The 19498-nt window shown below is 37.0% G+C and carries 15 protein-coding genes, 1 tRNA gene, 3 other RNA genes and 1 pseudogene; 10 read left to right on the forward strand and 10 right to left on the reverse strand.

Annotation, left to right across the window (positions count from 1 at the left end):
* Window positions 1-160 precede the first annotated feature (160 nt).
* The 3 genes from FPB0191_RS09390 to FPB0191_RS09400 form a co-directional block, all read right to left on the reverse strand.
* Complete coding sequence (locus FPB0191_RS09390) at window positions 161-526, reverse strand: hypothetical protein (RefSeq protein WP_052236912.1); 366 nt, start codon at window positions 524-526, stop codon at window positions 161-163.
* A gap of 1 nt (window position 527) precedes the next feature.
* A complete protein-coding gene (locus tag FPB0191_RS12020) occupies window positions 528-2207 on the reverse strand; it encodes a DNA/RNA non-specific endonuclease (protein WP_202965334.1) in 1680 nt (559 codons plus the stop codon).
* 675 nt (window positions 2208-2882) lie between these two features.
* On the reverse strand, window positions 2883-3422 hold the full coding sequence (locus FPB0191_RS09400) for an NAD(P)H-dependent oxidoreductase (RefSeq protein ID WP_039105613.1): 540 nt from the start codon (window positions 3420-3422) through the stop codon (window positions 2883-2885).
* Between the two features lie 111 nt (window positions 3423-3533).
* On the opposite strand from FPB0191_RS09400, the gene FPB0191_RS09405 reads away from it, so the two are divergent.
* A complete protein-coding gene (locus tag FPB0191_RS09405) occupies window positions 3534-3875 on the forward strand; it encodes a winged helix-turn-helix transcriptional regulator (protein ID WP_039105615.1) in 342 nt (113 codons plus the stop codon).
* 463 nt (window positions 3876-4338) lie between these two features.
* Entirely contained in the window at window positions 4339-5526 is a 1188-nt protein-coding gene (locus tag FPB0191_RS09410; protein WP_039105617.1) for an MFS transporter, read from the forward strand.
* Between the two features lie 8 nt (window positions 5527-5534).
* Here the strand turns inward: FPB0191_RS09410 and FPB0191_RS09415 are convergent, their stop codons facing one another.
* Window positions 5535-6467 carry a helix-turn-helix domain-containing protein gene (locus FPB0191_RS09415; RefSeq protein ID WP_039105619.1) on the reverse strand — a complete coding sequence of 311 codons (933 nt, stop codon included), beginning with the start codon at window positions 6465-6467 and terminating at the stop codon, window positions 5535-5537.
* 145 nt (window positions 6468-6612) lie between these two features.
* Here FPB0191_RS09415 and FPB0191_RS09420 point away from each other — a divergent pair, with 145 nt between their 5' ends.
* The 5 genes and pseudogenes from FPB0191_RS09420 to FPB0191_RS12395 all read left to right on the forward strand — a co-directional run bounded on the left by FPB0191_RS09420 (window position 6613) and on the right by FPB0191_RS12395 (window position 13266).
* Window positions 6613-8613 carry a TonB-dependent receptor gene (locus FPB0191_RS09420; protein WP_082018303.1) on the forward strand — a complete coding sequence of 667 codons (2001 nt, stop codon included), beginning with the start codon at window positions 6613-6615 and terminating at the stop codon, window positions 8611-8613.
* Between the two features lie 29 nt (window positions 8614-8642).
* The gene (locus tag FPB0191_RS09425) at window positions 8643-10397 is read left to right on the forward strand and encodes an ABC transporter ATP-binding protein (protein ID WP_052236913.1); all 1755 of its coding nucleotides are present in this window, start codon (window positions 8643-8645) and stop codon (window positions 10395-10397) included.
* Entirely contained in the window at window positions 10387-12153 is a 1767-nt protein-coding gene (locus tag FPB0191_RS09430; RefSeq protein WP_039105621.1) for an ABC transporter ATP-binding protein, read from the forward strand. Before FPB0191_RS09425 ends, FPB0191_RS09430 begins: the two co-directional genes overlap by 11 nt.
* Window positions 12154-12213: 60 nt before the next feature.
* Window positions 12214-12816 (forward strand): annotated as a pseudogene (locus tag FPB0191_RS12390) (AMP-binding protein); the annotation flags it as partial.
* Window positions 12817-12918: 102 nt separating this feature from the next.
* Entirely contained in the window at window positions 12919-13266 is a 348-nt protein-coding gene (locus tag FPB0191_RS12395; protein ID WP_238574505.1) for an AMP-binding enzyme, read from the forward strand.
* 634 nt (window positions 13267-13900) lie between these two features.
* Here FPB0191_RS12395 and FPB0191_RS09440 read toward each other — a convergent pair.
* Window positions 13901-14755 carry an AraC family transcriptional regulator gene (locus FPB0191_RS09440; RefSeq protein ID WP_082018304.1) on the reverse strand — a complete coding sequence of 285 codons (855 nt, stop codon included), beginning with the start codon at window positions 14753-14755 and terminating at the stop codon, window positions 13901-13903.
* 219 nt (window positions 14756-14974) lie between these two features.
* Between FPB0191_RS09440 and FPB0191_RS12610 the strand changes: the two genes are divergently transcribed.
* Window positions 14975-15103: a tRNA-dependent cyclodipeptide synthase gene (locus tag FPB0191_RS12610; RefSeq protein ID WP_110021832.1), complete on the forward strand. Its 129-nt coding sequence runs from the start codon at window positions 14975-14977 to the stop codon at window positions 15101-15103.
* A gap of 117 nt (window positions 15104-15220) precedes the next feature.
* Window positions 15221-16585 (forward strand): MFS transporter, encoded by a 1365-nt coding sequence (locus FPB0191_RS09445; protein ID WP_039107001.1) that lies wholly within the window; start codon window positions 15221-15223, stop codon window positions 16583-16585.
* A gap of 46 nt (window positions 16586-16631) precedes the next feature.
* Here FPB0191_RS09445 and FPB0191_RS12025 read toward each other — a convergent pair.
* From FPB0191_RS12025 to tgt, 5 genes are all read right to left on the reverse strand, one after another.
* Window positions 16632-16755: non-coding RNA, RtT sRNA (locus FPB0191_RS12025), on the reverse strand.
* 40 nt (window positions 16756-16795) lie between these two features.
* A non-coding RNA gene (locus tag FPB0191_RS12030) (RtT sRNA) lies at window positions 16796-16921 on the reverse strand.
* A gap of 39 nt (window positions 16922-16960) precedes the next feature.
* A non-coding RNA gene (locus FPB0191_RS12035) (RtT sRNA) lies at window positions 16961-17086 on the reverse strand.
* 38 nt (window positions 17087-17124) lie between these two features.
* Window positions 17125-17201: transfer RNA gene (locus tag FPB0191_RS09450), tRNA-Pro, on the reverse strand.
* Window positions 17202-17502: 301 nt separating this feature from the next.
* Window positions 17503-18654 (reverse strand): tRNA guanosine(34) transglycosylase Tgt, encoded by a 1152-nt coding sequence (gene tgt / locus FPB0191_RS09455; RefSeq protein ID WP_052236916.1) that lies wholly within the window; start codon window positions 18652-18654, stop codon window positions 17503-17505.
* Window positions 18655-18814: 160 nt separating this feature from the next.
* On the opposite strand from tgt, the gene FPB0191_RS11780 reads away from it, so the two are divergent.
* Window positions 18815-19486: a M48 family metalloprotease gene (locus FPB0191_RS11780; RefSeq protein ID WP_052236917.1), complete on the forward strand. Its 672-nt coding sequence runs from the start codon at window positions 18815-18817 to the stop codon at window positions 19484-19486.
* Window positions 19487-19498 lie beyond the last annotated feature (12 nt).

The raw sequence follows: 19498 nt of genomic DNA on the forward strand, positions 1-19498 counted from the left end.
AGTTCGCTACGGTCGCTAATGTTCGGCTATCAGCCTAGACGCTAATAATAAGAATTTGGCATACCGTTGGATGCTTATAGCACTATATTTATATTCATAAAATGTGCTTATGTTTGGGGTCGCTATTATCTAATTAAGCCTAACTATTTGATGATTTAGATTATTCATCATATTCAGAATAAAGATCAATAAATGGTTCGTACTTAAATTCAAAGTCAATTTTAGCATTTTCAATATCCACAGTTATAATACAACCTATCCACGCAGGTAAACCATTAGTTAGGTTATTATCAATATAATATTGTCTAAGTTCTGTTACCGTATCGATTAAAGGGTCTGTTATATCGTCATCCAGTAGATACCAGTTTAATTCATTATTTTGATTATAATAATCAAATAAATAGGTACAAGCATCCATCTCTGGTGTAAATTCTAATTGAGCAATTACTTTTTTTGCTCCATTAGGTGATGATTTAAAAAGTAGTTGCCCAATTTCATTATTTAATTGATCGTGTGTTTTTGTCATTTTATCCACCTGCTTGGTTTAATAAATTTGTCTGCATAAATCGCCCATTATCAATAGAATAAGATATCTTAAACTTAATTGGTCTTATATCTTTACCCTGATATACAGGCTCTATCTTAACTTTAACTGTTTTACCGTCTCGTAAGGCATTAGCCCATCTACTTTCATGCTTTTTCCATAAGCCACGATTGAGATTTGAATTCATTGGCAGAAGGTTAATTTTTTCGCCTGAGCCATTTAATATTGACGCGATTAAATGCCCGCCTTCGTCACCGTCTATCCCTTGTTTACCTGCTTTCAATTGTTGGTAAGTGTTTCTGTCTAGTGTATCAAGTTTAAGATCCGCCTCAACTCTTACTACTCTTCCTAAATGGTCAGTATCGTATATTTTATTACCGTCAACAATATACCTTGTGTTAGGTTCGGGATTATTAAGTAATTCATTCCAATTGCCTTTGCTGCCTGATTCGGTTTCTATCGTTACAATTTTAAGTTTATAGTGAACTCTCGTCCTAACGTCCGATATCATCCATTTGATTCTTGAGTACTTTAAAGCTCGCAATGAATGGGCAAAGGGTTCAGCAAGCCCGCCTATCAATAACCCTTCTAAAACATTTTTTAATCGTCCTTCCGCTGCGCTATCATCTGGATCGGCTTGTAAATACTCTGTAACTGGGTTTTGTAATTCTTTGAATGATTGGACTAAATTAGAGAGTCGTTCCTCGTGAGGTGCAAAAACTGTAAAATCTGTGACACCGCCGGCTATCGCGCCTTTACCTAGCTCACCCATTTTCGATATGGGTTTGATAAATTTTAACGTCCTAGATACAGGAATAAACCCAATTAGAAATTGGCTTACACCACGAGTAAGCGCACCTGATATTGTTTCCGGCTCTGGAACTTCTCCCAATTGGATAGGGTTTTGTGTTTCAACGTTAAAACCATACTCCATAATGAGGTTAGTTGGCAAGGTATCCCATAACAAATCAGACGCTGACTGCGTAGCATCACGAATCCCCCCTAATATTTGTAATGGTATATCATAATACCAAGGGCGATCCTCTTGCTGCTTATCGAACACTATATCAACATATTTGGCATTTATGGGTAAGCTAACATAAGCGTAACCGTTATTATCTAATGTCCCTTGCTTAAGCATCTTTTGACTGGCATTATCAAAGATAGTAAACGGTTGATTAGCTAGATTATAAACTGTCAATTCTATGTAGTTGTCTTGAGCCTTACCGTAACGTATTTCCAGCTCATAAGCCTTTACTTCGTCAGGGGTTAATTTGCGGGGTGTTCGATTACTCTTTGAGTTTATAACATCATTTGCTGGTTGTAACATGCCAGAATGGTATTCGATAGGCAGCTCAAATAAAATTGCGCGCTGTGATTCTATCGCTTCTTTTAGTCCGGCCGAGAATTTTTTATCGTCTTTATTATAGGTATTGCAACCATAATATAAACCAAGCGCTTCGAGTGTGGGGTATAGGTTCTTACATTCATCTTGATGTTTAACGCAATATTCTACAATTTCATCCAATTTACTACTATAATCATAATAAATGGGTCTTAGTTTACTGTATTCTATAATAGTGTTAGAACTTAAAGAGATAGAACTAAAGGGTGAGTCATTTTCTTTCTGTTTTTGATATTCTTGCCACTGCTTTGTAGTCATTAATAAATAATATTTCATTATATTTATAATTTTTATATTTTATATATTATTTCAATTATCTAAATTTACTATTTACAGTATGGATTAGCAATGATTAAATTGTTTATCTTTTAGTCGTCTTTAAAATAACGGAACTTTAAAATTTTTGTAGTGATTACCTAACTTATTGATTCTTCATCAATCCTTCAATGGAGGAGGGATCACTATTCAGAAGGAGCTTTTATAGGGGTATAAGGGGATAGATGTATGTATAGTATGCATAGTTATATGATAGATTTTAAATTAATGCGGTAATTGAATCAGAATTTATCCTACTCGGGGATTTTAATGGTAATCGGTAAAAAGAAATTGCCTTTGCATAGTTAACTCTTTTACACATAGTTCTCTTAAACTATGACCACTTGATTGATATCCTAATATCAATAAAATGGCATAGACTCCTCAATTATTTTTACAAAATAAATCTCAATAAATCAAAGTAACTCTACGATATGTATAATCAATTGATTATGAAAAGTTAGCAACGCTAAAGACTGATATTGAATTATGCCATGACATGATTCTTGTAATTGCTTCACACAATAAGTCACATAATTCTAAAACGCATGGATTGACAGGTCGTTTAGTACATGCGTTTTTTTGTATATTGTGCAGATATAAATTATCACTATTATTCTATTGATTATATTTTTCAATCATTTGAACTAATTTTTCACTATGGTGTATTGCTTTGGTCTTTATTTCATGTGGCTCAGCGGTTACTGGTGATACCCCATATAAAACAACGGGTGTTAGGTATTGCATTTGGCTATAAAGTGCGGATAGTTTTACGGGTTGATGTAGATGATCGATTATATTAGCGTCATAATCACTATAATTTTTCTCAACTTGTCCGATAGTTAAACTAGTTAGTAATTTTTTATCTTTTAATTTATCGCCTTTTGAACCATAGGCAAATTGATAAGTAAATACTTCATCAAACCATAATTTTAGGATCGCTGGCATGTTAAACCAATACATCGGGTATTGTAAAATGATTAGCTCGTGTCTTAGCAATGCGGCTTGTTCTTCTGGCACATTAATTTGATAGTTTGGATAAAGCTGATGAATATTGCGAACTTCAAGATCTTTAACTTTATTTTGTAAAGTTTCAACAATAGTTTTATTAGCTGTTGATTGTTGAATATTAGGATGACCTAAAATAATTAATGGCATAATATTTCCTTTGTTTTTATACTATAAAAAATTGAGTTACTTTATTTAGTTTATTGACAAATATTTTTTAAGCAATATCTATCAAACTTGATAGTATAGTTAGGAATATGTATGCAAAGTGATGAAGAACGACCATCAAAACGCTATAACAATAAAACTTATTATTGCCCAATAAGTTTAGCAATGGATTTAATCGGTGGAAAATGGAAAGGTGTAATCCTCTATTATTTGCTGTCTGGGGAAAAACGATTCAGTGAGTTAAAGATATTGATTCCAGAAGTTACCGATATGACCTTAAGCATTCAACTTAAAAAATTGGAACAAGATGGGCTTATTAAGCGCAGTGTTTATGGTCAAAAACCACTACTTAAAGTGTTATATAAATTAACCTCACTGGGTGAAAAAATTGGTCCTGCCCTTGAACAACTGTGTTTATGGGGTGAAGGAATTTAGTTTTCATTTTAGAAGACAATATTGTACATTTGGAGGTATCCAGACACCGCGGGCACTACCCATTAACAATTTTCTGCTTCAATTGAAATTAAACCTTGTAATGTGCCGAGTAACTGCTCTCTCGAATGGCTATACCGGTGTGTCACCTTTTGTGGTTTGAGAAATATATTGCTAAGCCTGAACAATTCTAAAACCGCCACACATCACCATAAAGCCTTACCATTTTAATTATAACTATTATAAAAATAATGACTAAAAGCTAAGTAATGCTTACCACAATCAAATGATAATAATTATCATTATACTTAATTATGCTTTTTTTGAAGATTTTGTACATCAGCATTATCCCATTTCTATTTTAGAATGAGTTTTTGGCTCAAAAAGAAAAGTAACAGTGGATAACAATCGATGAAAAATACCTTGTATTTTGGTGTGTATTTTCATATTTAATGGTGGAATTCTTTTGAAAATTATATTTGCAATTGGCTCGTTTTATTTTGTTCAAACATTAATCGGTGGTATTGCCTTTCAAGCGATACCGGCTTGGCTACGTAGTCATCAGGTTGATTTGGACACGATTGGTTTAGTGTCACTTGCTATGATTCCTTGGGCACTTCGGGTCATCTGGGCGGGTGGCGTTGAGCGTTATAGAGTCACTGAATCAGGAAAAATTCGAAGCAAACAAATTGTCATTGCAGGACAAGTGGCGCTGGCGGTGATATTAATTGGCTTATCATTCATACATGAAAATATGTTCATCACACTAATCTCATTATTAATTTTATTATCATTAGTTTGTTGCACGAGTGAGATTGCTTGTGATGCTTATATGATTGAGAATTTAAATTCAAAATCATACGGTATCGGCAATGGATTACGGATTGGATGTGGTTATTTAGGAATGGCAGTAGGCGGTGGTGGGTTAATCTATCTATATGATAAATGGGGATGGCAATCCTCCTTGCTTGTTTATAGTGCATTACTACTCTTTTTATTGCTACCTTTGTTATTAGCGCCGAGTATCAATCAGCTTCCTGTTACAGAAAAAAGCTATCAGAGACCATCTCTCATTAAAACACTAAAGCAACCAATGATGCTAAAGGCGATCGTTTTAGTCTTTTTCTTTGAGATTAGTGGTCGTTTAATTTCATCTATGCTATCTCCTTTTGCGATTGACGCCGGACTCTCTCTCGAGAATTTAGGCAAAGTAACCAGTTTTGGCGGTGCTGCTTGTGGGATGCTAGGCACTTTATCAGGTATGCTCTTTATCCGGATTATAGGCTATCGCTGGTCACTCTTATTGGCGACCCTATTTAAATGCTTGTCAATCAGCTGCTTTATTATATTAAGTCTTCAGCCTAATATAAATCCAATATGGCTTATTGTTAGCTATCTGTTTTTTAACTACACTTTTTCCGTGGGCTTAGTTTGTCTTTATTCGTTCCTAACCACACAAGCGTCGTTGAAGCAAGCAGGATTAGATTTTACATTATTTCAATGCGGAGCAGCGCTTGCTGCCGGATGTTCTGGTTATATCGGTGGTATAGTCGCTCATTATATGGGTTACGTTATACTCTTTAATCTCACTTTAGGTTGTGCTTTATTCGTACTTATTTTTTTGTATCGAAGCTCAATTCTAAAAGCAGTATAGATTTTGTATTAATTGCAACGATAAGCACGAGGTGTAGTACCAAACACCTCAACAAATCGTCTGGAAAGATGACCGGCACAGGTAAAGCCGCATCGAATAGCTATGTCACTAATGGTTAATGTGCTTTCATTGAGTAATTTTGTCACCTGTTGTAAACGATAGTTAATAATGTAACGGTGTATACCAATATCAAACATCTTTTTAAAGTCTCTATTTAATTTAGATTCACTTACTCCAATAACTCTGGCAATATCTTTTATAATTAAATGAGTTTGAAAGTGATCGTGTATAAATAATTGTGCATTAATTACATTTTTGCGATCTCGACCAGTTAAGTTGCTCCTCATTGGTTCGCCATCTGTTGATGAGGAGCACTTTAATTGCTCTAATGTTAACCATAGCGCGTTAAGACTTAATCTCTGTATATTGAGTTGTGATAAAGCATCAGAAGATCTTCTGGCTGCTTGCAATCGTTGTGCTATATCTTTGAGCACCGGGGTAAGTGTTAATCGCCAAATACAGAAATTTGGTGAGGAAAATTGCATATTAGCACGATAGCTATTTAGTGAGCGCTCATTAAATATCTCTAAGAGATCGTCAGGACGGAATTGTAACATTATGATGTTATAGCAGTAATTAGCAGGGAAAAAATCTGTGCCATATATGGTATCGTGTGAATAAGAAAGATAAACCCCATTTGGTTGATAAGACACAATTGATTGAGAACCACGTATATGATGATGCACTGCCCCATTGAGCATAAATACCAGTGATAAATGCTTATTCACCTTAGTATCATTTCGAATATCTTGTAACGGCGCCATTTCTACGAAACCAGCATTAAGTAACCCTTTTATATTAAACCATTCAGTACTGTCAGTAAGTTGTTTGTCTTTGATTGCCAGTTTGGGGGGGTTTTTACTATAGTGAATGGTTTTCATCAGGCACCTCTTTATTATAGTTAAATGATAATAATTATCATTATCCTTAATTATACTTTTTTTGAAGATTTTGTACACCAGCATTATCCAATTTCTATTTTAAAATGAATTTTTAGTACAAAAAAATAACTGTGGATAATAATTGATGAAAAGAAAACTTATATATTTGTGTGTATTAGGTTTGTTATATAATGAGGAATTACTGGCAGAACAAATATCTAAACAAAACGATCGAGAAAATGACTTTGATACTATTATTGTAACTGCAAGTAAACAATCTAATAATGCAGCCTCTTCATTGAATGTATCAACTCAGACTATTTCCAAGACTAAACTCGAAGCCGCGGGGGTAGATGATACTAAAAAACTCTCTCGGGTATTACCCGGCTTGAATATACAAAATAGTGGTAATTTGCTCTATCCTGCGATATCGCTAAGAGGTATCTCTTCTGCTCAGGATTTTTATACACCGGCAATCACATTTTATGTTGATGGCGTACCACAATTGTCGACTACTTTAATCCAGTCTTTGATCGATGTAGATCATATCTCCATGATAAAAGGTCCACAAGCCACTCTTTATGGTCGCAGCGCACAAGGGGGTATAGTTAATATTACCACTGCAAAGCCTAATAACCTATTTCGTGGTTACATTTATGGTGGTATTGCTAGCCGAAATGGTTACCAGAGCCATTTTAATCTCAGTGGTCCATTGGTAGAGGATGTATTTTATGGAAGTGTCACATTGTTGCGCCAATCACAACCAGGTGCATTCAATAACCCATCCACTGGTTCGAAAAGATTGGGGGGCTCCGATGAAAATACGGGTAATATTAAATTAAGGTTGGCACCGATAACCGCACCTTGGGAAATCAATTTTAGTGCAACTGAAGATAGCACTCACTCAACTCAGGATACGTATTTAGACTATAGAAATACACGCAGTCGTAAACTATTAACGTCTCCGGGTAGTTTAGATCCACGTATGCATCGTCATACACATAGTCAAACTCTAAGTGGAAGTTATGATTTCGGCGATTGGTTACTGACGGCTAATAGTGCCTGGCAACGACTGAAATATGAGCGTCGTTTTCCTTATGGTCCTTTCTCAGCACAATCCTCAGAGCATTGGAATCAAAATACACAGGAAATTCGCGCGGCAACACAAGGCGATAACCGCTTATGGGATGGTGTATTGGGGTTATACCGACTGGATATTGATCAAAGTCGCAAATCCAGTTCAACAAATTCTTCCGTCTCCTCGCAATCATTAGCCACTTATATAGATGGAACTTTGCATGTTTCCCAATTTGATCTAGGAGCAGGTTTACGCGCTTCTCATGATAAAGCGAAGACGCATTTTGGTAAAAATAACGTTTGGTCCGCTGGGAATAATAGCGATAATCAAGTATTGGGTCAGTTTTCAGTGGGCTACCTTCTAACACCGGAATGGCGTATCTATACGCGCGTCGCACAAGGATATAAGTCTGCCGGCTTTACTATCACGCCACAAACTGGTTCTCAAGCAAAGCCTTTTGTTGCTGAAAAATCGATTAACTATGAGATTGGATCACACTATGAAATAGATGATTTCCAACTTCAAAGTGCCATCTACTATACCCATACTAAGGATATGCAGCTTTACTCTGGTCCGATGGGTTTTCAAACATTAAAAAATGCGGGTAGTGCAAATGCCTTTGGTATTGAAGCTGATGCAAAATGGTTTTTTACAACCGGATGGGTTGCAACACTAAATGGCAATCTCGCCCACTCTAAGTTTGCCAGTAATGTGACTGCTGATGATTATGCTAATAATCGAGTTCCTTTTATTCCTAAATTTGGCGCTGGGTTTAGTGTAGATGGCATGGTTGCAACGTCAATAGGCGCGATAATGCCTAGAATAGCTATGAATGTGACAGGCCCTCTTTACTTTGATGGAAGTAATCAACTACGTCAAGGTGGTTATACTACAACTGATATTAGTCTGGGTTGGCAAACCAGTGAACGAATTACGGTGTCCGGTTATATCAACAATATTTTTGATAAACGATACCGCACATATGGTTACGCTCGTGGTAATAGTGCTTTTGCTCAATTCAACGAAGGATTAACTGCAGGCGTTAACATAAAAGTTGACTTATTTTAAGTTTAGCTTAGATAAGTTCGAGGAAGGTTATGAACATTTCTGAACCACTTCGTTTTATTCTATTAGTAAAGTTAATGGGTAAGGCTTTTTGGATATCAATACTAACAGCAATCATCTCAACCATTATGACGCTAGTACCCATTTGGATACTTTACCTCATGGTAGAAGAACTGACTGTTGCCACATTGTCTCTTGAACTTATCTATTCATGCTTGGCAGTGGCATTCATTGCCATGTTGCTTCGCTGGGGATTAATTGTGATTAGCCATGTTAGTGCTCATCATGGCGCATTAAAGCTAGCGTATCATTTAAAGTTGCATTTAACCCAAAAGCTAGGATTAGCTCCCTTATCGTTTTTCAGCGCTCATACAGCAAGTGATTTACGTAAAGTAATCAATGATGATATCGCCGCATTAGAAGGTTTTCTGGCTCATTTTTTACCTGATGTGGCTTCAGCTCTTACTCTACCGATCGTCGGATTATCATTGTTACTTTATGTCGATGCGCCGATGGCGTTTATTGCGATCTTATTATTGCCAGTGGCGATTTGGTGTCAGTGGTTATCTATGCGACGTAGTGCTGAACAAGCACGTCAGTGGGGAGAATTACAGATCAATATAGCCCAAAAGGTAAGTGAATATATCCGAGGTATTGCAGTGATTAAAAGCTTTGGATTGAGATCTGATTCGTTTCGTCAACTCAGTCAGACAATTCGTGATGTAGCTCCTTGGGTAGAAAACTATTGTAAAAAGAATATGTTTGGCTGGAATTGTTTCAATTGTTTACTTTCAAGCAATTTAGTTTTAGTGGCTCCTATTGGAGCTTGGCGCTGTTATCAAGGTGATTTAGCGCCAGTTGATTGGCTATTGTGTTTATTAGTCGCCCCTGTGATACTTCAGCCCTTTTTACGCCTTGTATTTGCATTAACGGAGCAAGCCCAACGACAAGGTTCGTTAGATCGTCTTAACCAGATAGTTAATGCCTCACAGATAACGGTACCTCATGTGATTGATAAAGCGAGTTTACCAACGGGAAACCTTGTGCTGTCGTTCTCTCACGTTTCTTACCATTACGATCATCAAAAGTCAGGCCTTCAAGAAGTAACCTTTAATACTTTGCCACATGGATTAACAGCTATTGTTGGACCCAGTGGCGCGGGGAAAACAACGATTGCACGTTTAGCAACACGATTACTGGATTGTGACCAAGGTGAAGTCACCTTGGGAGGGCTCAATATCCAACATTGGCCTTTAGAAGAGTTGTTCAAACAGATATCAATGGTATCTCAGAATGTATACCTTTTTAATGGTACAGTTATGGAAAATTTATTACTCGGCCGACCGGATGCCAATATTGAGCAGGTTATTGCAGCAACACAGGCAGCCTGTGCTCATGAATTTATTCTCTCTCTACCACAAGGATATGACACCCAAATTGGTGAAAATGGCGCTCGCTTATCGGGAGGCGAACGCCAACGTCTTTCCATTGCTAGAACATTATTAAGAGATGCCCCTCTTTTAATTCTGGATGAAGCAACGGCTTATGCAGATAGTGAGAACGAGTGGCTTATTCAGCAAGCTATCTCCAGTCTTTGTAATGGCCGAAGTGTCCTAATGATTGCACATCGCCTCAAAACGATTATTCATGCAGATCAAATAATCGTTGTCGATCAAGGAAAAGTGGTAGGTCAAGGACGCCACGACGAATTGCTTTTGAATTGTCCCTGTTATTGTCAACTCTGGCAAGATGCCGGATTGGGTGGAGAGAAAATAGATGATCATTAAACTTATTCGTGACGGTTATCGGTTGGCGGGTTATCAAGATCCTCGGTTAACAAAAGGATTATCTCTGGCGGCACTTGATGGTTGCTTATTGACAGTAAGTTATTACATTGTTGCACAACTTATCGTGTCCATTTTCAATACAACTATTTCGTTACAGATGATCCTACTAAGCGCGGTCGGTTTATTGTCTTGCTTGCTGGGGCGAATTTATTTAAGTAATTTGGCATTAAGCTACGTTTTTGGTGGTACTTATGCCATGATGGCTGAAGCTAGAATTCAAGTGATTAACCATCTACATGCTTTACCACTAGGTTGGTTTTCAGCAAAACGAACAGGTGATTTAAGTGTTCGTTTAACATCCGATCTTGAACTAATTGAAGGGCTGTGGACGCATTTTTTAGCTATCTTTACTAGCACAATCGTCTCAATGTTATTAATATTGGCACTTCTATGCTGGATTGATATTTTTTTAGCTTTGCTGGTCATTATATCCATTCCTTTTTCCTTTTGGGTTATGACATTAACTCAGCGTGTCATCAATCGTTATGATGAGAAAATGTTGGATACTGCCAGTGATGCACAAGCAGAGATATATGATTATATACAGGGTATTAGCGTTATTCGTGGCTTTGGCCAATTTGGTACAGCCTGGAAGCGCCTTTCTAATAAGTTGTTTCAACAATATCAAGCACATCTGCTGCTGGAAACTAAACCCGCTGCGTTAGTCGCGCTGTTTGGTTTTGTCAGTGAGTTCAGTTTTATATTATTACTTGTATCAGGCGGATATCTATTGTTTCAGGAACGTTTAGATATTCAGCACTTTATCTTGCTCAATTTTTTCTCACTCATTGTCTATCGTCAATTACAAACACTTGGCGATGGGTTAATAAAACTTCGATTTAGCTCACGTGCTATGGAACGTATCAAAGAACTAATGAGTGAAACACCGGTTGCCACATATAATGATGGAAACACCTCTATCATTCCTAGCTCCAATGAAATTACGGTGCAACAGGTCAGTTTTACCTATCCTGAGCAATCCTGTCCGGCCTTACAAAATATTCACTGCCACATTCAGAGTAATGCAATAACGGCTATTGTTGGTCCAAGTGGTTCAGGTAAAAGTACTTTGTTGCAACTGATTGGTCAAATGTGGATACCAGACTCCGGTCAGATTCTTTGGGGTGAACATGATACTAAGATAATTTCTAGTGAGATCTTACATTGCAATATTGCTATGGTATTTCAAGATGTGGTTTTGTTTTCTGCATCAGTATTTGACAACATTTTGATGGGTAATCAGACCGCAACAACTGAGGAAGTGATTCAGACCGCTAAATTAGCTCAAGCTGATGAATTTATTCAACAGTTGCCCGACGGTTATCAAACAATTCTTGGTGATAACGGTTACTCATTATCAGGAGGAGAACGTCAACGACTTTCAATTGCCAGAGCATTATTAAAAAAAGCCCCTATCATTTTATTGGATGAAGCAACTGCCAGTGTTGATGCGTCCACAGAACTGGCAATACATCGCGTATTAGAAAATTTATCTCAGCATTGTACTGTTGTGATTGTTGCTCATCGTTTAAACACAATACAAAGGGCACAGAAAATACTGGTTATGGACGCGGGATGTCTGGTGGAACAAGGGGATCATGACACCCTGCTTCGCCAAAATGGTCTTTACGCTCAATTGTGGCAGCGTCAACAGCAATCGCTCTCATGGCAGCTTACCCCATCACACGAGGAATGATAACGCGATGACTACTTCAACACAGACAAAATTAAACGATTTTACACAATGTGATGTGTTATATCAGGCGGTACGACGGGAGCGCCAAAATTAATTCCCCGAACACATACTGATTATGCTTATTTTTCGATGACCGCTGCAACAGTATGCCGGTTAAATGAAGACAGTGTGTATCTCGCCGTATTACCGGCTTCACATAATTTTACATTAGGTTGTCCGGGGATATTAGGGACGTTTTCTGTTGGTGGTTGTGTCGTATAAGCCGAAACGCCGAATAGCGTGCTCTGTTTTGATCTGATTGAAAAACATCAAGTAACTATCACATCCTTAGTTCCTGCCATTGTTAGCTTTTGGTTAATTGAGCTTTCTTACCACCCCCATCATTTTACTTCTCTTTCAGTCCTTCAGATTGGTGGAGCAAGGCTAAATCCCTTAGTTGCAGAGCAAATTCCAAGAGCATTTAATTGTAAATTACAGCAGGTGTTTGGTATGGCGGAAGGCTTAGTTTGCCTCACATCACTTGATGATACTGATGAGGTGATTTATCAATCACAAGGTTATCCCTTATCTATACATGATGAAATTAAGATCGTTGATCCTCAAGGACAAAATGTAGCAATGGGAGAAATTGGAGAATTGTTAGTCAGAGGTCCTTATACCATTAGACAATATTATCAGGCGCCAGAGCATACACTGCATAGTTTTACCGAGGATGGTTATTACTGTTCCGGTGATTTAGTCCGATTAACACCACAGGGCTATCTGGTGGTAGAGGGACGAATAAAAGAGCAAATCAATCGTGCTGGTGAAAAAATTGCTACAGCGGAAATTGAAGATATCTTATGCAAGGTTCCTCATGTTCATGATGCCGCATTACTGGCTCTTCCTGATGACATATTAGGAGAGCAAAGCTGCGCGATGTTAATCGCTGATCAAAGATTAACTTTGGCAGAACTGCATCAACATTTTAAATTGCAAGGTATTGCACGATACAAATGGCCAGACCGGGTTGAATATATTGCACAATTTCCACTTACGAAAATTGGTAAAGTGGATAAGCAACAACTGGTTCGTATGGTTCTGTGTGATAGAGACACTAATGATAAAGTGTGATTTTAACTTAAATGACATAACTGTATATTCAACTTATGTTATGAAGGCTGAAAAGCATGGCTATTACTATGCTTTTTTATTCTAGATGAGATATCTGTAAAACATATTCTGAGTTTTTGGCCGGACGAAATTGTGCTCAAAGAGCCCTAAATATGGCAGGGTATTCTCACCCTCACCGTTTCAACATTGGTTTTTATCTATTGCCTGAATGAGTGGCCGGCAGGTTGAATTGACTCGATCAGTCATAGCTATGATCGAGTTATTACCGTTGTAGCAGAAAATACACATTATCAAAGTCTGGGTATTGAAAAAATAGTCTCTCTGTCGCTCGGAAGGTGATTGTGAATAGGCTGTCACGATCCGCAGTGCCATTATTAATAATAATTATTTTCAGATCTTTGCCTGTGCCAGTATTGTAGAAGGTTTTCAACCTGAAAATGAGTGGAATAAAACCCAAATCAAACGCATTTACGCTCAATAAGTAACATATCAACTTATTTATAAGGAGACATAAAATAACAATTCCAACGCTACACTCATATTCTTTGCCAACTGATAAACAATTGTCAATTAATAAAGCAAATTGGTATTTTAAGCCAAAAAAAGCCCCATGACTTATCCAAAATATGCAAATCTATTTTGTTAATTTACTATTAATATGATTATCATTTCGGATAGTAGTATTAGTAAAGTTTCGCCATGAAAGACGGTTTATCATGGCTTTTTGGTAGTTTCCCGGCGTTACCCCGAAATTTCGTCGGAAAATAGAAATAAACCCACTAATATTGTCGTAACCTAAATATAAAGATATTTCTGTGATTGGTTTTCCAGCAGCAAGTAATTCTAACGCTTTTAACATGCGTAGTTTCTGACGCCATTGTGTGAAATTAAACCCAGTTTCATTTGTAAATCGACGTGTTAGTGAGCGTCGGGAAATGCCCGCCCAAACGCCCCAGTCATTGATTTTTCTATTATCACTAGGATTATCAGACAAAGCTAAAGCGATTTTTAACAAACGCATATCTTTTGGCATGGGAAGTGCTAGCTCAACTTGAGGCATTGTTCTAATCTCGTCAAGGATCACGGCAATTAAACGCTTCTGTTCCGGCTCCAGTTCTGAATTATGCCATGACATGGTCCGTGTAATTGCTTCGCGCAATAAGTCAGATAATTCTAAAATGTATGGCTTGACAGGTAGTTTAGTACATGCATTTTTTTGTATATAGATACTCCATCCCTCGAATGGCCCATGCGATCTAAGAAGACTATGCTGTACATTTGGAGGTATCCAGACACTATGAGTTGCGGGCACTACCCATTGACAACTTTCTGCTTCAATTGAAATTAACCCCTGTAATGTGCCGAGTAATTGCCCTCTTGAATGACTATGCCGTAGTGTCACTCTTTGTGAAGAGTGGCTGACTGCCGATATGATCATCGGTTCGCTATCAGAAGAAGCGATCTGTGGAGAAATGAGAGGAGTATTCATTAATATGGCCCCGATGGGATATTTTGTGGCTTAAATTGGCTAGTAAAATACTGTTCTACTGGCTATCCTAAAGTCCTCTTAGTTAAATTGAAGATAACAAGTTAGCAATAAATAGATAAGTTGTAAATGAGTAAAATAATAGTTTTTTATACAAATCAATTGTTAATTTTTCAAATTTATTAATTGATTAATAATCCGGTTTTGAGAAGGAACAGATACATGAAAGGAAAACATGTTCTATTTGGAATTAGCCCTTTTAATTCTAAATTTGATGAGAGTTATATTAAGAATATGTTGGAGTGGGAATTCATGCTTGTATTAGCGCTCAATTTGCAAATATGCAATTAAATATCGCCCTTCTAAAATTAGTATTAATACTTAGAATTTATAAAGAAATTACGCCACCCACATTCGATGGAATATATACACGGGGCACAACTAAATATAATCTGGAAAGGGTTTAATATGAAACAATCGATTGACCTGACAACCGCCGAAAGGAAGTTAGTGTTTGCTATGACGCTATCTAGTATTTTGCCGTTATTAGATAGCAGTATAGTTAATGTTATTTTACCCTCAATTTCGCATGACATTAATACCTCTTATGCCTATATACAATGGGCTATTACAGTATATATGCTTGCTTGCGCAGCGGGCATATTACTATCACCTTATGTACATGAAAATTTTGGACTCAAGAAAGCATGGGTATGCTCAATTTTTGTTTTTCTTGTTGGTTCTATATTAGTTGGATTTTCATATAATCTAGTTTCTTTGATCTTATTTAGATGTTTACAAGGTTTTGGTGCAGGAATATTAATTCCTATTACTCAATCCACAATAGCGATTTATTTTGGTAAGGAAAGACTAAAGCCAATTATGGCATTGATTGCTATTCCGTCAGTCTTTGCCCCTGCGCTAGGACCAGTTTTTGGAGCAGTCATATCAGAACAGTTAAATTGGAGAATAGCTTTTTTTATCAACATGCCTTTGGTGCTTGTGGCTTTTTTCTATGGTAGGACGACAATACCTGATAATAAAACGTCTAAATACAATATGAATATTTATGTATTTATGACTTTTTTAATTGCTTTAATACTCTTTTTTATCTCTATTAAAAATATCACTTCTGGGCGTTTTTTTGATATTTTTAATATTATTATGCTAATTTTAGGTATTGGTTTGATGGTGGTTTCGCTTATTACTAATAACAAGTCAGACAGTAAACTGATTGATTTAAGTGCATTTAGTTGTATTCAATATTCGTTTGCAATAATTATGGGATTTTTGACGTCACTTATCTTTTTTGGTTTTATGATTTTTTTTCCTTTAATCCAAGCAATAAAGGATAATATATCTATTACATATATTGGTATGCTACTTGCTCTACAAGGTGTAGGTGCTTGGTTGGCTAGAAAATTTATTTATAAATCTCTAAGTGAGATAAATTCTTTTCTAATTATTGGCGTAGGATTAATAATATCAGCAATAAGTATATTAATTATTCAAGTTGGTGGGAACGCCTCTGAAATCATCGGTTTTATTGTTCGAGGTTCCGGATTAGGCGTCGCCACGATTGCTGTTCTCTCTTCTCCATTTGAGTATTGTGATAAAAATCAAATTAAGGACACGAGTGCAATCACACGAGTTATACAGCAAATTGGTGGTGCATTTGGAAGTATATTATCAGGAATATTAATCCACTTCACTCAAGATCAGATAATTTCAGTAAACTGCGCTTATCATACAATGTTTTTTGTGTCTCTTACTTTTGGTCTTCTAGCGGTTATTGTCTATATTTTTTTTGGTCGAGTGAATAAAATAGCCTAAATCTGCTGCCTTTTGTTGCACTAGCATTAAATTTTTTTCAGATTGGTCAACGCGAGAGAGGATTATTCGCATGTCATGCTCGCCCTACGGGGCGTTGCTAAAGCAACGTTGTCTCGCTACGCTCGGCTCGAACCTCTGATCGGTTCTCATCCTCTCAAAATGCAGATAATAAAAAAGCCTACTCATTGAGTAAGCTCTTTTATTTAAAATTGGTCGGCGAGAGAGGATTACTCGCATTTCATGCTCGCCCTATGGGTCGTTGCTAAAGCAACGTTGTCTCGCTGCGCTCGGCTCGAACTTCTGGTCGGTTCTCATCCTCTCAAAATGCAGATAATAAAAAAGCCTACTCATTGAGTAGGCTATTTTATTTAAAAGTGGTCGGCGAGAGAGGATTACTCGCATTTCATGCTCACCCTACGGGTCGTTGCTAAAGCAACGTTGTCTCGCTGCGCTCGGCTCGAACCTCTGGTCGGTTCTCATCCTCTCAAAATGCAGATAATAAAAAAGCCTACGCATTGAGTAGGCTCTTCTATTTAAATTGGTCGGCGAGAGAGGATTCGAACCTCCGACCCACTGGTCCCAAACCAGTTGCGCTACCAAGCTGCGCTACTCGCCGTTAGGATGCGAATAATATCTTGGTTATTAACAACTGTCAAGAGTGATTACTCAATTTCCTATAAAATTATTATTGATTTAACTAAATCCACAACAGTAATATCTATATAGTTATTATTTTATTTATTAGCTAGTTTGAAATATTTTTACCCTCTGCTGCTAAGAAGTCTAAAAAATGTCATACGGACAATTATACGAACCATCATACGAAAAAATAACAAGAAGGATTTTATTCACAATTGTGCAAGTTATTATCCCTAAAACGGCTTAATTACCGTTTTAGGGTTAGTGATAAATAAATACTATTTTACCGATGTTTCATGGTTAAAAGGGGCCGGTGTTTTACCAATTTGTTGATAGAACTCTTGAACAAACTCTTCATAACGTTGTTCAGCAACCGCCTGCCTAATTTCAGCCATTAACCGTTGATAATAACGTAAGTTGTGGATAGTATTTAATCTAGCACCTAAGATCTCACCGCATTTATCTAAGTGATGTAAATAAGATTTAGTGTAATGTTTGCAAGTGTAACAATCGCACTCGGGATCCAAAGGCGTAGTATCATCACGATATTTAGCATTACGGATTTTAATAACACCGTTAGTTACAAATAAATGACCGTTACGTGCATTACGAGTTGGCATGACACAATCAAACATATCAATACCACGACGCACACCTTCCACTAAATCTTCGGGCTTACCTACTCCCATGAGGTAACGCGGTTTATCAGCAGGTAATTGTGGGCATGTGCCTTCTAAAATTCGATGCATATCTGCCTTAGGTTCACCGACAGCTAACCCGCCTACTGCATAACCATCAAAACCGATTTCGGTTAATCCTTTGATAGAAATATCACGAAGCTCTTGATGAATACCACCTTGCACAATACCAAACAGCGCATTTTTATTACCTAATTCATCAAATCGCTGACGACTGCGTTTTGCCCAACGTAATGACATTTCCATTGATTTTTTAACATAATCCCAATCAGCAGGAAATGGTGCACACTCATCAAAGATCATAACAATGTCCGATCCCAGATCGTATTGAATTTCCATTGAAATTTCTGGCGATAGAAAAATTGCATCACCGTTGATAGGATTACGGAAGTGAACTCCCTCTTCTTTGATCTTACGCAGTTCTCCTAGACTAAATACCTGAAAACCACCAGAATCGGTTAAAATAGGTCCTTTCCATTGCATAAAATCATGTAAATCACCATGTTTACGCATGATGTCTTGTCCGGGTCTTAACCATAAATGGAAGGTATTACCTAATAAGATCTGTGCGCCTGTTGCTGCCACTTCTTCAGGTGTCATGCCTTTTACTGTGCCATAAGTTCCCACCGGCATAAATGCTGGCGTTTCAACCGTATACTCAACACCACGACGATCAAATTTCATTCTTCCACGACGAGCTAATCCATCCGTGTTATCTAATTCAAACTTCATATTTACCTCTTGCAACCAAATAAACAGTTTGGCGCGCCATTATAAAATTGTGATTACTTGAAATAAAAACGCATTTTATAAAAAGCTATCACCCATAATAAAGTCGGCTATAATAACATATAAGTCATAATTTAACGACAAAATACGATTAGGAACAGTGATGAAACGTTTATGTAATACAGCTATTTTAGCTTGTTGTCTTTTAATGCTCAGTGCATGTCAAACAAATAAAATAACGGTAATGAATCATGAGCAATTACAACTATTAACTGATGAGCAAATTATTCAATTCAATCAACAAAGTTGTGCAAGACAAGATCGATACGAGGTATTAGCCAGCCCATCTCATGCATTACAGCAGCATTTAAATAATATTGTCCATCCTTTACCGAAATCTATAAATAATCAAATATTAAATTATCGAGTTTATATCAATACGCAACCTGCGGCATGGGCTTCATTAAATGGATGTGTTAGAGTGACAAGCGGACTATTAAAAAATCTAAACGATAATGAAGTTCAAGCGGTACTGGCTCATGAAATTGGTCATATTGCTCTCAAGCACTCCATTAAGGCTTTTCGAGCAGCAAAATCGGCAGAAGTGATGAGTAATAATGAGATTATCCTCTTAACACCGCAATCACTAACTCAGCAACAAGAACTTGAAGCCGATGAATTTGCAATTAATTTACTAAAGCAGCACCATCTTAATCTTGATGGGTTAATTACTATGTTAGATAAACTTAATCATCATCAAAAACAAGCTAGTCATACGCATCCTGATATGATAGCAAGAAAACAAGCCTTAATTAGAAAAATACACGCTAATTAATAATAAAAACCT

The organism is Frischella perrara (assembly GCF_000807275.1).
Taxonomy (GTDB): domain Bacteria; phylum Pseudomonadota; class Gammaproteobacteria; order Enterobacterales; family Orbaceae; genus Frischella; species Frischella perrara.

What these genes read in the sequence shown, in the direction of transcription:
- FPB0191_RS09390 (WP_052236912.1), bottom strand. Translation starts at nt 526, where the DNA reads ATGACAAAAACACACGATCAATTAAATAATGAAATTGGGCAACTACTT.
- FPB0191_RS12020 (WP_202965334.1), bottom strand. Translation starts at nt 2,207, where the DNA reads ATGACTACAAAGCAGTGGCAAGAATATCAAAAACAGAAAGAAAATGAC.
- FPB0191_RS09400 (WP_039105613.1), bottom strand. Translation starts at nt 3,422, where the DNA reads ATGCCATTAATTATTTTAGGTCATCCTAATATTCAACAATCAACAGCT.
- FPB0191_RS09405 (WP_039105615.1), top strand. Translation starts at nt 3,534, where the DNA reads ATGCAAAGTGATGAAGAACGACCATCAAAACGCTATAACAATAAAACT.
- FPB0191_RS09415 (WP_039105619.1), bottom strand. Translation starts at nt 6,467, where the DNA reads ATGAAAACCATTCACTATAGTAAAAACCCCCCCAAACTGGCAATCAAA.
- FPB0191_RS09420 (WP_082018303.1), top strand. Translation starts at nt 6,613, where the DNA reads ATGAAAAGAAAACTTATATATTTGTGTGTATTAGGTTTGTTATATAAT.
- FPB0191_RS09425 (WP_052236913.1), top strand. Translation starts at nt 8,643, where the DNA reads ATGAACATTTCTGAACCACTTCGTTTTATTCTATTAGTAAAGTTAATG.
- FPB0191_RS09430 (WP_039105621.1), top strand. Translation starts at nt 10,387, where the DNA reads ATGATCATTAAACTTATTCGTGACGGTTATCGGTTGGCGGGTTATCAA.
- FPB0191_RS09440 (WP_082018304.1), bottom strand. Translation starts at nt 14,755, where the DNA reads ATGAATACTCCTCTCATTTCTCCACAGATCGCTTCTTCTGATAGCGAA.
- FPB0191_RS12610 (WP_110021832.1), top strand. Translation starts at nt 14,975, where the DNA reads ATGAAAGGAAAACATGTTCTATTTGGAATTAGCCCTTTTAATTCTAAA.
- FPB0191_RS09445 (WP_039107001.1), top strand. Translation starts at nt 15,221, where the DNA reads ATGAAACAATCGATTGACCTGACAACCGCCGAAAGGAAGTTAGTGTTT.
- tgt (WP_052236916.1), bottom strand. Translation starts at nt 18,654, where the DNA reads ATGAAGTTTGAATTAGATAACACGGATGGATTAGCTCGTCGTGGAAGA.
- FPB0191_RS11780 (WP_052236917.1), top strand. Translation starts at nt 18,815, where the DNA reads ATGAAACGTTTATGTAATACAGCTATTTTAGCTTGTTGTCTTTTAATG.